This is a genomic window from Actinomycetota bacterium (assembly GCA_019347575.1).
Classification (GTDB): domain Bacteria; phylum Actinomycetota; class Nitriliruptoria; order Nitriliruptorales; family Nitriliruptoraceae; genus JAHWKY01.
Window position 1 is genome coordinate 80,505 of the sequence record JAHWKY010000003.1, and the last position, 14,117, is coordinate 94,621.

General features: G+C 69.8%; 12 protein-coding genes. 11 read left to right on the plus strand and 1 reads right to left on the minus strand.

What is annotated here, in order from left to right; genetic code table 11:
- The first annotated feature begins 5 nt into the window (after positions 1-5).
- The 7 genes from KY469_02675 (at position 6) to KY469_02705 (ending at position 8,249) form a co-directional block, all read left to right on the plus strand.
- Positions 6-1,055, plus strand: a complete 1,050-nt coding sequence (locus KY469_02675; GenBank protein MBW3661978.1) for an N-acetylneuraminate synthase family protein — start codon at positions 6-8, stop codon at positions 1,053-1,055.
- Positions 1,052-2,218, plus strand: a complete 1,167-nt coding sequence (neuC, locus tag KY469_02680) for a UDP-N-acetylglucosamine 2-epimerase (hydrolyzing) (GenBank protein MBW3661979.1) — start codon at positions 1,052-1,054, stop codon at positions 2,216-2,218. Before KY469_02675 ends, neuC begins: the two co-directional genes overlap by 4 nt.
- A complete protein-coding gene (locus KY469_02685; protein ID MBW3661980.1) occupies positions 2,218-3,267 on the plus strand; it encodes a nucleotidyltransferase family protein in 1,050 nt (349 codons plus the stop codon). The genes neuC and KY469_02685 overlap by 1 nt, the downstream gene beginning before the upstream one ends.
- 16 nt (positions 3,268-3,283) lie before the next feature.
- Positions 3,284-4,411, plus strand: coding sequence for a DegT/DnrJ/EryC1/StrS family aminotransferase (locus tag KY469_02690; protein MBW3661981.1), 1,128 nt, complete (start codon positions 3,284-3,286; stop codon positions 4,409-4,411).
- 61 nt (positions 4,412-4,472) lie between these two features.
- Positions 4,473-5,768, plus strand: coding sequence for a nucleotide sugar dehydrogenase (locus KY469_02695; GenBank protein MBW3661982.1), 1,296 nt, complete (start codon positions 4,473-4,475; stop codon positions 5,766-5,768).
- A 10-nt stretch (positions 5,769-5,778) separates the two neighbouring features.
- Positions 5,779-6,780 (plus strand): glycosyltransferase family 2 protein, encoded by a 1,002-nt coding sequence (locus KY469_02700; protein ID MBW3661983.1) that lies wholly within the window; start codon positions 5,779-5,781, stop codon positions 6,778-6,780.
- The gene (locus tag KY469_02705) at positions 6,777-8,249 is read left to right on the plus strand and encodes a sugar transferase (protein ID MBW3661984.1); all 1,473 of its coding nucleotides are present in this window, start codon (positions 6,777-6,779) and stop codon (positions 8,247-8,249) included. The genes KY469_02700 and KY469_02705 overlap by 4 nt, the downstream gene beginning before the upstream one ends.
- On the opposite strand, the gene KY469_02710 is transcribed toward KY469_02705, so the two are convergent.
- On the minus strand, positions 8,246-8,869 hold the full coding sequence (locus KY469_02710) for a DUF5319 family protein (GenBank protein ID MBW3661985.1): 624 nt from the start codon (positions 8,867-8,869) through the stop codon (positions 8,246-8,248). The two genes, KY469_02705 and KY469_02710, sit on opposite strands and share 4 nt — an antisense overlap.
- Before the next feature lie 130 nt (positions 8,870-8,999).
- Between KY469_02710 and KY469_02715 the strand changes: the two genes are divergently transcribed.
- The 4 genes from KY469_02715 to guaA all read left to right on the plus strand — a co-directional run bounded on the left by KY469_02715 (position 9,000) and on the right by guaA (position 14,006).
- The gene (locus tag KY469_02715) at positions 9,000-10,112 is read left to right on the plus strand and encodes a GuaB3 family IMP dehydrogenase-related protein (GenBank protein MBW3661986.1); all 1,113 of its coding nucleotides are present in this window, start codon (positions 9,000-9,002) and stop codon (positions 10,110-10,112) included.
- Between the two features lie 61 nt (positions 10,113-10,173).
- A complete protein-coding gene (locus KY469_02720; protein MBW3661987.1) occupies positions 10,174-11,112 on the plus strand; it encodes a hypothetical protein in 939 nt (312 codons plus the stop codon).
- Positions 11,113-11,166: 54 nt separating this feature from the next.
- The gene (locus tag KY469_02725) at positions 11,167-12,426 is read left to right on the plus strand and encodes an O-antigen ligase family protein (GenBank protein ID MBW3661988.1); all 1,260 of its coding nucleotides are present in this window, start codon (positions 11,167-11,169) and stop codon (positions 12,424-12,426) included.
- Between the two features lie 32 nt (positions 12,427-12,458).
- Positions 12,459-14,006 (plus strand): glutamine-hydrolyzing GMP synthase, encoded by a 1,548-nt coding sequence (guaA, locus tag KY469_02730; protein ID MBW3661989.1) that lies wholly within the window; start codon positions 12,459-12,461, stop codon positions 14,004-14,006.
- Positions 14,007-14,117: the final 111 nt, after the last annotated feature.

Sequence of the window (14,117 nt, forward strand, 5' to 3'; positions counted from 1 at the left end):
CGGACATCCGCCTCGCGGACGGGACGCTCATCGGAGAGGGCCGCCCGTGTTTCGTGATCGCCGAGGCGGGTGTCAACCACAACGGCGAGGTGCAGCTCGCCCACGATCTGGTCGATGTGGCCGCCGAGGCACGAGCCGATGCGGTCAAGTTCCAGACGTTCGATCCGGCAGCGTTGAGCGGTGAGGCTGCGGAGACCGCTCCCTACCAGGTGCGCACGACGGGACTGCGGTCGCAGCGAGGCATGCTCGAGTCGCTGACGCTGCCTGCGTCTGCGTGGGCGGAGCTACGCGACCACGCTGCTGAGCGCGGCCTCGTCTTCCTCTCGACACCGTTCGATGTGGGTAGTGCCGAGCTGCTCCTCGATCTCGGTGTTCCGGCGCTCAAGGTGCCGTCGGGGGAACTCGACAACCTGCCGTTCATCCGCTCGCTCGCTCGTCTCGATCGACCGCTGCTCATCTCGACTGGCATGGGCACACTCGATGAGGTGAAGGCGGCGCTCGATGCGGCCGCTGAGGCCCCCGGGACAGCGCTCTTCCACTGCGTCACCGCGTACCCCACCCCCGCGGGTGACGCGAACCTCCTCGCGATCCGAACGCTGCGACAGCAGTTCGAGGTCCCGGTCGGCTGGTCCGACCACACCGTCGGGCCCGTCACGGCGGTGGCGTCCGTCGCCCTCGGAGCAGCGCTCATCGAGAAGCATCTGACGCTGGACCGCGGGATGGCGGGACCGGATCACGAAGCGTCGGAGGATCCCGGTTCGTTCGCCTTCTTCGTCGAGGCGGTGCGCGAGGCAGAGACAGCACTCGGAGACGGTGTCAAGCGGCCCCGACCCTCGGAGGAACCGAACCGCATCGCAGCTCGACGGAGTTGGCACGCCGCGCGCGACCTCGCCACGGGAACCACCCTCGCCGATGCCGATGTGGTCGCGTTGCGTCCCGCGACAGGGCTATCACCCTCCGTCCCGGTCGCGGGGTTGACCCTCGTGCGCGATGTCGCAGCCGGAGCCGTCATCACCGCCGCCGATCTGACGTCTCGCCCGGACGCCCAAAGATGAGGACCATCGCCGTCTTCACCGGCACCCGTGCCGAGTACGGGCTGCTGTACTGGGTGCTGCGCGAACTCGAACAACGACCCGAGGTGGCACTCCAGCTCATCGTCGCGGGCACGCACCTCTCTCCAGAGTACGGACACACGGTGGACGTGATCGTCGAGGATGGGTTCCCGGTCGGCGCGCGGATCGAGATGTTGCTCTCGAGCGACACCCCGGTCGGGGTGACGAAGTCCGGTGGTTTGGCGCTGATCGGGCTGGCCGACGCGCTCGACCGCCTCCAGCCCGACCTGCTGCTGCTCGTGGGGGACCGCTACGAGGCGGCCGCCGCCGCCTTCGCCGCCGCGATCGCACGGGTACCGGTCGCCCACATCCACGGTGGCGAGGTGACCGAAGGGGCCGTGGACGATCAGCTGCGTCACGCGATCACCAAGCTCTCGCACCTCCACCTCGTCGCGGCGCCCGAGTTCGCCCGTCGCGTGACGCAGATGGGAGAGGACCCAGCCTGCGTCCACGTCGTCGGGGCGCCGGGTCTGGACCACGTGCTACGACTCGACCTGCTCGACCGATCCGGCCTCGAGGCCGAGCTCGGGCTCGAACTGCGCGTACCGACGTTCCTTGTGACCTACCACCCGGCGACACGGTCGACGACCTCTCGGCCTGGCCTCGTCGCCCTGATCGATGCCCTGGAACGTTTCCCGGACGCGACGGTGGTGTTCACGTACCCGAACGCGGACGTCGAGGGACGAGCGCTCGGCGACGAGATCGAACGGTACGTGGCGGTCCGCCCCGGCCCCACGGGACTGTTCACGTCCCTGGGGCAGCGTCGGTACCTCAGCGCCGTACGCCACGCCGATGTGGTGGTGGGCAACTCCTCGAGCGGTCTCATCGAGGCACCGGCGCTCGGAACCCCGACGGTCAACATCGGCCCGCGCCAGCAAGGTCGGTTACGCGGCGAGACCGTCATCGACGCCGAGGCATCCTCCGACGCCATCGAGTCCGCGATACGCCGCGCCCTCGAGCCGGATTTCCGTGAGCTGTGCGCGTCCGCCGGCTCGCCCTACGGCGACGGCCGCTCCGCCGCACGGATCGTTGACATCGTCACGAGCGTCGACCTGGCCGCGATCACCCGGAAGCGTTTCCACGACGTCGGGCTAGGGGAGGCCTGATGTACGAGCAACTCCAAGCGGTGCTCATCGGTCCGGATGCGACCATCCGGGACGCGATGGAGACGATCGACATCGGTGCCGTGGAGATCGCACTCGTCGTGACGGGTGACGGCCACCTGCTGGGCACGGTGAGCGACGGCGACATCCGTCGCGCTCTGCTCGGGGGCGCGACGCTCGAGGATCTCGTGGAGCCGATCATGGCGGCCTCCCCGACGGTGGTGTCGCCGGACGCGTCACGCGCGGACGTCCTCGACCTCATGCGAGCACGATCGCTCAGTCAGGTCCCCGTCGTCGGCGCCGAGGGTCGACTCGTCGGACTCCACGTCATGCGCGAACTCCTCGGCAGTGTCGAGCGTGACAACTGGGCCGTCATAATGGCTGGGGGTCGCGGGACCCGCCTCGGTTCGCTGACCGCCGAGACGCCCAAGCCGATGCTCCGGGTCGCCGGCCGCCCCATCCTCGAGCGCATCGTTCTGCACCTCGTCGGTTCAGGGATCCGGCGCATCTACCTCGCTGTGAACTACCTCGCAGAGATCGTCGAGGAGCACTTCGGCGACGGCAGCAGCCACGGCTGCTCGATCCGGTACCTGCGCGAGGATGCCGATCGACCACTCGGCAGCGCGGGAGCGCTGGGCCTGCTCCACGAGACCGGCGCCATTCCTGCCGACCCGGTGCTGGTCATGAACGGCGACCTGATCACCGACTTCAACGTCGGCGCGATGCTCGAACGTCACGCGGCAGGCAAGGGTGTCGCAACGTTGGCCGTGAAGGAGTACCGCCACCAGGTTCCCTTCGGCGTCGTCGAGGAGCGTGAGGGCTGCGTGGTCGATCTGCTCGAGAAGCCGATCAGCACGTGGCAGGTCAACGCCGGGATCTACGCCATCGAACCGGTGCTCCTTCCACGCGTCCCGACCGACCGCGAGTTCCCCATGACGGAGCTGCTCGAGGATGCTCGCGCACGGGGTGAGCGGGTCACCACGTGGCGGATGACCGCCGACTGGCAGGACGTCGGACAGCCCGCGGAGCTCCGTCGGGCGCGAGGGGAGTGACGTGACGGAGCGCCCCATCCCGCTGTCGGTCCCGTTGCTGGGCGGGAACGAGAGCCGCTACGTCGAGGAGTGCATCGAGACGAACTACGTGTCGTCGGTGGGGCCGTTCGTGGATCGGTTCGAGCAGGAGTTCGCGATCTCCGTGGGCGCACGGCACGCCGTGGCGTGTTCGACCGGGACGGCTGCGCTGCACGTTGCGTTGCGGCTCGCCGGCGCAGAACCGGGCGAACTCGTCGCGCTGTCGAGCTTCACGTTCATCGCATCGGGCAACGCCGTGACCTACACCGGGGCGGCTCCGCTCTTCGTCGACAGCGAGCCACGGACGTGGAACCTCGATGCGGAACTGCTGCACGACGAAGTCGTCCGCCGCGCTACGCGCGGCGGCGAGGTGCCGAAGGTCATCGAGGTCGTCCACATCCTGGGACACCCGTCGGAGCTGGAGCCCATCCTCGCCCTGCGTGACCGGTTCGACATACCGATCGTCGAGGACGCGGCGGAATCCCTCGGCGCCACGTACCGAACGGGGTCCCTGGCGGGACGCCACGTCGGCACCATCGGCTCCATGGGATGCTTCTCGTTCAACGGGAACAAGATCATCACCACCGGCGGTGGCGGCATGATCGTCACCGACGACGCCGAGCTGGCGAGCCGTGCGAAGCACCTCACGACCCAGGCGAAACGACCCGGCCTCGGCTACGTCCACGACGAGGTGGGTTACAACTACCGCTTGACCAACGTCGCCGCGGCGATAGGGGTCGCGCAACTCGAACAGCTCCCGTCCTACCTGGATGCGAAGCGGAAGCTGGCTGCCAGGTACACGGAGGCCTTGGCCGAACTGCCTATCGACCCCGCACCTCACGCCGGGTGGGCTGACCCGTCCTTCTGGCTCTACTCGGTACTTCTCGCGGACGGTGCCCCACCGCGGGACCAGGTCCTCGACCGGCTGAACGAGGCAGGGGTCCTCGCTCGACCGCTGTGGCTGCCGCTGCATCGTCAGCCTCCGTACGAGGGCGCCATCTTCATCGGATCCACGGTGGCGGACGACCTGTACACCCGTGGCCTTTCGCTGCCCAGTTCGGTCGGTCTCACCGACGGCGAGTTCGAGCGCGTCGTTGAGGAGTTCCGGAAGGCACTCGGGACCTGAGGCAGCGGTAGCCTCGTCGTTGGACGCGCTCGCGTCTGGATCCGCAGAAGAGAGGTCCCGGATGGACGTCTGCATGGTCGCGCTCGGCAAGATCGGTCTGCCCCTGGCGGTGCAGATCGCGAGCAAAGGCCACCGCGTGCGGGGCGTGGACATCGATGAGCGCGTCGTGGATCTCGTCAACAGCGGTCACGAGCCGTTCCCCGGCGAGGCGGATCTCGATGTGCGGCTCAAGGACGTGGTCGAGCGTGGACTGCTCACCGCGACGACGGACGGGGCCGGGGCGGTAGCCGCCTCCGAGATCGTGGTCGTGGTCGTTCCGCTGATCGTCGATGCCGTTGGTCGCCCCGACTTCGGGGCGTTAGACGCCGCGACGCAGACGGTCGCCGCGGGGTTGCGGCCGGGCACCCTGGTCAGCTACGAGACCACGCTCCCGGTCCATACGACGAGACGGCGCTTCGGTCCGATGCTGGAGCGTGGGAGCGGTCTGACCGTCGGGCAGGACCTGTTCCTGTGTCACAGCCCCGAGCGTGTCTTCAGCGGACGGGTCTTCAGCGATCTTCGGCGCTACCCCAAGCTCGTGGGGGGTACCGATCCGGAGAGCGCGCGCCGCGCCGTGGCGTTCTACGAGGCCGTCCTCGATCTGGACGAGCGCCCCGACCTCGATCGTCCGAACGGTGTGTGGGACCTGGGCAGCGCCGAGGCCGCGGAACTGGCCAAGCTCGTCGAGACGACGTACCGCGACGTCAACATCGCGCTCGCGAACGAGTTCGCGGTCTTCGCCGACCGCATCGGGGTCGACGTCTACGACGTGATCGCCGCTTCCAACAGCCAACCCTTCAGCCACGTGCACCAACCCGGTGTCGCGGTCGGGGGTCACTGCATCCCCGTGTACCCCCGCTTCTACCTGTCGACCCACGAGGATGCCGTGATCCCTCGTGCGGCCAGGACCGTGAACGAAGGGATGCCGAGGTACGCCGTCGAGCTCCTCTCGAACGCGACCGGGTCGCTGTCGGGAGCGCGGGTCGCGGTGCTGGGAGCGGCGTACCGTGGAGGGGTCAAGGAGACCGCCTTCAGCGGGGTCTTCCCACTTGTCGCGGAGCTCCGAAATGCTGGCGCGACAGCCCTGGTGCACGACCCCCTCTACGGAGACGACGAGCTCACCGAGCTGGGGTTCGCGCCGTACCGGTTCGGAGAGCCGGTCGACGCCGCGATCGTGCAGGCCGATCACCGCGAGTACGCGAGCATCGGCCCCGGCGAACTGCCGGGCATCCGGGTCCTCGTGGACGGGCGGGCCTGCACCGACCCGGCCCGTTGGGAGCAGGTCCCGCGCCTGGTCATCGGTGCGGGCAGATCCTGAAGGTGGCGGCGTGGGACAGCTCGGACCGTTACCGCAGTCTCCGACGGTCTCGGTGATCGTTCCGGCGCGCGACGATGCTGATGGATTGCCTGCGGCCGTCGCGTCGGCCCTGGAGCAGCAGGTACCCGGTTCCCTCGAGGTGATCGTCGCGGTCGGGCCGTCGCGCGACGGGACCGAGACGGTGGCCGCCTCGCTGGCGGACTCCTCACCCGCCGTGAAGGTGGTGGCGAACCCGTGGGGTCTGACGTCGGCGGCGCTGAACGCGGCCATCGCCGCATCTTCCGGGGAGGTCGTCGTCCGGCTGGACGCCCACGCGGTCCTGCCGCCGGGGTACATCGCGCGGGCGATCGAGATCCTCCGTGACACCGGGGCGGTCAACGTCGGGGGACGCCAGGTCCCGGTTGCGGACGAGGGCTTCGCCAGAGCGGTCGCGCACGCGATGCGTTCCCCGGTCGGGAGCGGCGGTGCGACGTACCGTTCGGGTGCGCGCCCCGGCGTGGTCGACACGGTCTACCTCGGCGTCTTCCGGCGCCCCGCACTCGACCAGGTCGGTGGCTTCGACGAGACCCTGGTCCGCAACCAGGACTACGAACTCAACCACCGCCTCCGACGCGCCGGCGGGGTCGTCTTCTTCCATCCCGACCTGGCGGTGGAGTACCGGCCCCGTGACACGGTCGGAGCGCTGTGGCGCCAGTACTTCCAGTACGGGGCGTGGAAACGCCGCGTGCTTCGGCGGTTCCCTGGCTCCGTGCGGCTGCGTCAGCTCGTCGCACCGACGCTGGTGCTGGCGCTCGTCGTCGGGGCGGTGCTCGCTCTCACGTGGTCCCCCTGGCCGCTCGTGGGGCTGGTCACGGCGTGGATCTTCGTGCTCCTCGCTGGCGCGTGCGCGAGCGCTCGTTCGCTCGCGGCAACGCCTCCAGTTGCCGTTGCCCTGGCCGTGATGCACCTCGCCTGGGGGGTAGGCTTCCTCATCGGTCGGGCGACCGCGTCCCGACCCCCTCCCGAGCCATGAGCGATCCCGACGTCGTACCCGGATCAGCCGAGGAGCGGTCCTCGGACACGTCCGCGACCCCGTCACCGGCCCCTCGGCCGTCCCCGAGCGCCGCAGGGTTCACGACCGATCATCAACGGCTGCTGACCAGGCTCAACGAGCACGGCTTCCGCTTGATCATGATGGCGGACGCGCTGGTCCTGCTCGCGATCGCCTTCGGCACGCAGTTCGCGATCCACGGCTGGGCGTGGCCGGACTACCCCAAGTCTCTCTACGTGGTCTCGTTCCTCCTCGTGACGGGTCTGTACCTCGGGACCTTCTACTTCGGCGGTCTGTACGAGCGCGAGCCCCGTCTGGGGCCGCCGCCGGCCCTCCCGCGGGTCACCCGACACGTGCTCGCCGCTACGGGTCTGTTCGCGATACTGGAGTTCGGCGCGACGTCGGCCGCGCAGCGACTGGGCTACGTCACCGACCGTGCGCTGCCGATGCCCCTGACGAACCTGGTGGTCATCTTCGTCCTCGGCGCGGTCGGGGTCGCCGGGAACCGCAAACTCGCCAACTGGCTCCGCCTGAACCGCGAGGGTCCGCCCCGCATCCTCCTCGTGGGCGCCCCTGACGAGGTGAACGTCGCGCGCAGCCACATCGGCGAGGAGCAGAACCGCGCGCGCGTCGTGGGGGCCGCGACCAGTACCGACGATCTCGTCGAGAAGGTCGCGGAGCTGAAGGCCAGCGAGGTCGTGCTGCTGTCGAGCCGGTGGCTCGATGACATCTACCCGACCGTCATCTCCACCCTCGAGGACCGCAACGTCAACGTGCTGCTTCGGGTGACGGGCAAGGAGACGATGTTCGGGCTCGAGCGGGTGCGCCAGGTCGGCGGCATGCCGTTCGTGCTGCTGCGACTGCACACGCTGCCGCGCAGCCGTGCCCACTTCAAGCGCTTCACCGACCTCATCGCGCTGTTCGCCGCCGTCCCGATCCTCGTGCCGATCGTGACGTTCACCGCCCTGTACGTGCTGCTCGTCGCGGGACGCCCCGTGCTGTTCCGCCAGGAGCGAGTCGGGGCGGCGGGGCGGCGCTTCGACATGATCAAGTTCCGCACGATGTACTCCGACGCCGAGGAAGATGGCCGCCCTCAGCTCGCGACGCGCGACGACCCGCGCATCATCCCGGCGTGCCGGTGGCTCCGCGCCACCCGCCTGGACGAGCTCCCCCAGATCTGGAACGTCGTGCGGGGCGAGATGTCGCTCATCGGTCCGCGCCCCGAACGGGTCGAGTTCGCCGAGCGTTACGAACAGCTCATCCCCGGTTACGAGAGCCGTCACGAGATCCCTCCGGGCATCACCGGGCTCGCGCAGATCCACGGTCGCTACCACACCGATCCGGAGTACAAGCTCGGCTACGACCTGCAGTACGTGGTGAACTGGTCCCCGGTCCTCGACCTCGAGATCCTCGTCCGCACCGTCTGGGTCGTCCTCACCCGCCGGGTCTAGTCCGGTAGACCCGTCTCGCGGAGGACCTCGCTGACGTCGTCGGGGCGCAGGCCGCGCGCCCCGAGCGCTTGCCGGAGCCGTTCGTTGAGCAGCGGCGTCCCGCAGCGCGGACAGAAGTTGCCCTGCTGCATCTCGCCCGGGATCTCGTAGCCGCAGCGCCGGCACATGTCGACATCTCCGCGCTGGTCGACGCCCACGTCCTGGAGCGCGTCGACGTACCCGCGCGCGTACTCCCACGGCACGTACTGGTCGGGGTCGGGAGCGAACGCGGGTTCGTGCACCGGCGTCTCGCCGGTGTCGAGGAGGGTCCGCAGGTTCTCGCGGAGCATGTCCCAGGGGTAGTAGTGCTCCTCGGCGCAGTCGTGGCAGTACACGCTGACGCCCCTGAACCCCTCGGCGCCGAACGTGTTGTAGAACCGCTCGAGGTCGACGAGGTCCTGGCGGACGAGCGCGGACTCGTGTTCGTCGAGCGGGTCGAGTTCGTCGTCGTACCCGGGGTCGTCGAGCTCTTCGTCGTAGCCGCCACCCCCGAGGTCGTCGTAGTCGTCCGCGGCGCCGTCTTGCTCGTCGCCGTCGTCGAAGGGCTCGTCGCCCGGCGGGTCTGGTGGTTGGTCGCGCATGGGTCCGGCCTGTCGGATGCCCGCAGTCTCGCACGTCCGGCTGCCTGACGCGCACCGACCGCGAGGACGTTGGGGGTGACGGGTACGGTGCGGACGACCCGCCCCGCTCGCGCCGCTCCAGGAGGTACCGTTGGTCGAGGTCGACATCGGAGGTGGTCGCCGCGCGCGCGTCGGCTACGAGCTCGAGGATCTCGATCTGGTGCCGCGCCGACGTACCCGTGACCGCGATCGCATCGACCTCAGCTGGCGTCTGGACGCGTACACCCTCGACCTGCCGCTGCTGGCCGCGCCGATGGACGCGGTCACCTCGCCGGCCACCGCTTCGACCATCGCGGATCTAGGTGGAGTCGGCATCCTGAACCTCGAGGGTCTGTGGACCCGCTACGAGGAACCGGCCGAGGTGTTCGAGGAGATCAGACAGCTCGCACCTGGCCCAGCGGCGACGCGACGGCTCCAGGAGCTCTACAGCCAAGCCGTAAAGGAAGAGCTGATCGGGCGTCGGGTCGAGGAGCTCAAGCGAGCCGGCCACGCCGCGGGGAGCCTCACCCCGCAGAAGGTCGAGCGCTACCACGCCGCCGCGCTGGAAGCCGGACTCGACCTGCTCGTCGTCGTCGGTGTCGTCGTCACGGCACAGCACGTGGCTACGTCGGACGACGAGGAGCCGCTGGACCTGCGTGCCTTCACGGCCCGCTACGACATCCCGGTCCTGGTCGGGGGAGTGGCCAGCGCGAAGTCGGCGCTGCACCTGATGCGTACCGGCGCCATCGGCGTACTCGTCGGGATCGGAGGAGGCAGCGTGTCGACCACGCGCCGCGCCCTGGGCGTCGGTGCCCCGCTCGCCACCGCGATCGCCGACGTCGCCGCCGCCCGCGCGCGGTACCTGCAGGAATCGGGCAGGTACGTGCAGGTCGTGGCGACGGGGGGTATCGCCACCGGTGGGGACGTCGCCAAGGCGGTCGCGTGCGGTGCGGACGCGGTCATGCTGGGCCGGCCGCTGGCCAGTGCAGAGGAGGCCCCAGGACGCGGGGCGTACTGGGGCTTGTCGGCGGCTCACCACGAGCTCCCCCGCGGACGTCTCGACCGCCTCGAGACGCTCGGAACGCTCGAGCAGATCCTGGTCGGCCCGGCGCAGCGCGATGACGGCACCGTCAACCTCTTCGGAGGACTTCGTCGGGCGATGGGCGTGCTGGGCGTGGAGGATCTGCGCGGGCTCCAGCGCACCGACCTCGTCGTGCGCCCCTGAGGAACTCCTCCCGGGTCTCGACCGTCGTACCCTCAGTGGCCATCCGAGGAGATAGTCAGAGGTGATCGGCACGCGAGGGGTCGCCGCGGCGATGATCGCCGTGGTCGCGCTGACGACCGCGTGCTCGGCTGCGAGCGACTTGGCAGACGAGGTCCAGACCGCTGCCGAGGATCTCCGCCCCGAGCCCGTCGAGCAGCCCGACGCCCAAGAGGATCCGGCCCCGCCACCGCAGGAGCCCGGCGCCCCGACCGCGCCGCCAGCCACCGAGGCCCCCGCTCGCGACGACGCCGGCGAGCCGCCGACCGAAGCGCAACCGCCACCGCCACCGATCGATGACGCGGGCGGCGTCGGAGCCAACGGCCGCGCGATCCTGCGAGCCGCGGTGCCGCGGCTGGTCTTCGAGGTGGATGTCCAGGAGGGCGTCGCCCCCTCGCAGGCTGCACTCGACCACCTGACCGCCGTGGCGGGCGGTGTGGTCGACAAGCCCGGCGGCATCGGCTTCGCGGGTGGCAACACCTTCGTCTCCGACCGCACCGAGTGGACCCGCGACGCGCTGCGGGATGCGGTCGCGGCGAACCGCAGCCAGTTCTCCGGTGGCGATGCGGTCGTGGTCTACGTGCTGTACCTGCGGGGCGGGTTCTTCCGCGACGGCGGGCAGACCGGGTCCATCGGCGTCGCCTTCTCCGCGAGCGAGTTCGCCCTGTTCCCCCAGCGCTGGCAGAGCCTGACGAACGGCCTCCTCGGAGGCAGAGACGCGATCGAGCGGGCGGTCCTGGTCCACGAGCTCGGGCACCTGCTCGGTCTCGTCAACCTCACCTACCAGAGCCCGATCGATCACGAGGACCCCGACAACCCGGGCCACTCGTCGAACCGCGGGTCGGTGATGTACTGGGCGATCGAGTCGGATGCGATCGCGCAGGTGTTCGACGGCCCACCTCCTGACCGCTTCGATGACGCCGACCGACAGGACCTCGAGGGTCTCAGGAGCGGTCGCCTCTGACCGCTCGGCGCTACGTTCCAGGCGGCGGGTTCCTCAACGGCGTGGGAAGACCGGTTGTCGCTGCACCTCAGCCTCTTGGCGTTGTTCCTCGGGGTCGCGTTCCACGTCGAGGCCGTGGGGCGTGAGTTCACCGTCAGCTGGATCGACCTGCTCGCCGTTGGCGTGCTCCTCGTCGGGACGGTAGAGGCGTGGCGTCGACGCGTCGTGCGGGTGGACCTCGTCCTGGTGGCCTACGGCGGCCTCCTCGTGGTGGTGCTCGTCCAGGCGCTGGTGTTGCCCGACCCGTGGTCGACCATCGGAGCCAGCAGCCGTTTCCTCACGGCACTGTTCATCCTGTTCGGACTGAGTCAGCTCGCGCCGGGACGAGGCGAGACCGCCAGGTCGTGGGCGCCGGCGTTCCTGGTGTTCGGGCTGGCGCTGACGGCGTGGACGCTCGTGCAGTTGGGCCGCGCCCTCGCCGGCACGGACGCCGGATCGTTCTACGACGTCAAGAACGCCATCGCGCTGCCGATCGGGGCGAGCAACTACCTCGCCGCGTTCCTGCTCGTGTCGGCTCTCATCGGTGTGGTGTACGCCGCGACGCGCCGTGACTGGAACCTCGTCGCGGCCATCGTCGTCCTCGGTCTGGTCGGGACCCTGTCGCGTGGCGCGATGCTCGCCTTCGGCGTCGCGCTGGTCTTCGGGGCGTGGCTGGCGCGATCGTGGCAGCTCCTCGCGGCGGCCGGTGCCACCGCCGTGATCGCCCTCGCACTCTTCGCAGGCGTCGGAGGAGAGGAACAGGACCTCGAGCGCCTCGGGATCGCTGGCGGCAGGTCCGTGGAGCTGGCTGCTGCCAGCACCGCTGCGGTGACCGGCCGCTCCGAGGTGACGGTGCAGGCGGCGCAGGACCCCAACACCAACGGACGACTCGTGCTGTACGAGGCGGCGTGGAACGCGTTCCTCGACGACCCGTTGCTCGGGGTGGGACTGAACCGGCTCGAGACCGTCACGGTCGAGACGGGTCCGCCGCACGACAACGCGCACAACCTCGAGCTGCACGCGCTGGCCAGCGTCGGGATCCTGGGGACCATCCCCTACCTCGCGATCTGGGTGCTCCTCGCCTGGCGTCTCCGCAGCATAGGGCCGGGTACCGAGCGGACCGCCCTGGCCGCGGCGGCGACCGGGCTGTTCGCCCACGCCCAGATCGAGGCACTCGCGTTCACGCGCGGCATCGAGGTCGTCCTCGCGCTCCTGCTGGTCCTGGCGGGATCCCACGCCGGCGCGATCGGGATCCGCGAGTTCGCGCTGGCCCGTCGCCGCACCGCCCACCGGTAGCCTCGACGGGGTCACCGCGCCAGGAGCTGCCCGTGCCCTCGTTCGACGAGGTGCTGGTCGTCGACTTCGGGGCGCAGTACGCCCAGTTGATCGCGCGCCGCGTGCGCGAGGCCCACGTCTACTCCGAGATCGTCCCGTTCACCATCTCCGCGGACGCTGTCCGGTCGCGTCGCCCTGCGGCGATCATCCTCTCGGGCGGCCCCAAGAGCGTGAACGAGGTCGGGGCGCCGCGCATCGACCCCGACATCCTCGACCTCGGCATCCCGGTGCTGGGGATCTGCTACGGCCAGCAGCTCATGGCGGCGAGCCTCGGCGGGACGGTCTCGAAGTCGGGCGTCGGCGAGTACGGCAAGGCGGAGCTGCACACCGACGGTCCCGGCACCGTCCTCGCGGGCACGCCCGAGACGCAGACGGTCTGGATGAGCCACTTCGACGCCGTCATCGATCCGCCGCCGGGCTTCCGCGTGACCGCGGCGACACCGACGTCCCCCTGCGCGGTCATCGAGGACCCGGCACGACACCTGTACGGCGTGCAGTTCCACCCTGAGGTCAGCCACACGCCCTACGGCCGTGACCACCTCCGCCGCTTCCTGTACGACGGAGCCGACTGCCGACCGACCTGGACGCCGGTCAACGTGATCGATGATCTCGTCGGCAGGATCCGAGAGCAGGTCGGCGACCGCCCCGTCCTGTGCGGCCTCTCCGGCGGGGTCGACTCGTCGGTCGCGGCCGCGCTCGTCCACCGTGCCGTCGGCGACCAGCTCACGTGCGTGTTCGTGGACCACGGACTCATGCGCCATGACGAGGGGATACAGGTCGAGCAGACCTTCCGCGACCACTTCGACGTCAACCTCGTGCACGTGAAGGCCGAGGACCGGTTCCTCGATGCTCTGGCCGGCGTCACGGAGCCCGAGACCAAGCGCAAGACCATCGGCGAGCACTTCATCCGCGTCTTCGAAGAGGCCGCACGCGACCTGTACGGCGACACGCCGGGGCCGAAGTTCCTGGTGCAAGGGACCCTCTACCCCGACGTCATCGAGTCGGGCAGCGACACCGCGGCGACCATCAAGAGCCACCACAACGTGGGCGGGCTGCCCGAAGAGATGGACTTCGACCTGGTCGAGCCCCTGCGGTCGCTGTTCAAGGACGAGGTCCGGGTCATCGGCGAGGAGCTGGGGTTGCCCGAGGAGATCGTCTGGCGCCAGCCCTTCCCGGGGCCGGGGCTCGCGGTCCGCGTCGTGGGCGAGGTGACGCGAGAGCGTCTCCAGATGGTCCGCGCTGCCGACCACATCGTCCTCGACGAACTGCGCCGCGCTGGCCTCGAACGTGAGCTGTGGCAGTCGTACGCGGCCCTCCTCACCGTGCGTTCCGTCGGCGTGATGGGCGACGAACGCACCTACGGCCACCCGATCGTCGTCCGTGCCGTCACCTCGGAGGACGCCATGACGGCGGACTGGGCGCGGCTACCTCCCGATGTGCTCGAACGCATCAGTAACCGGGTCATCAACGAGGTTCCGGGGGTGAACCGCGTCGTGTACGACGTGACCTCCAAGCCTCCCGGGACGATCGAGTGGGAGTGAGGAGGTAACTGGCGATCGCGGTGGGTAGGGGGCCGAACGAGCGCCGTTAGCGCTTCCGGACCTTCAGCGTTGCCCATCCGGGCGGCCGCGATTGCCCGGAACATCTCACCG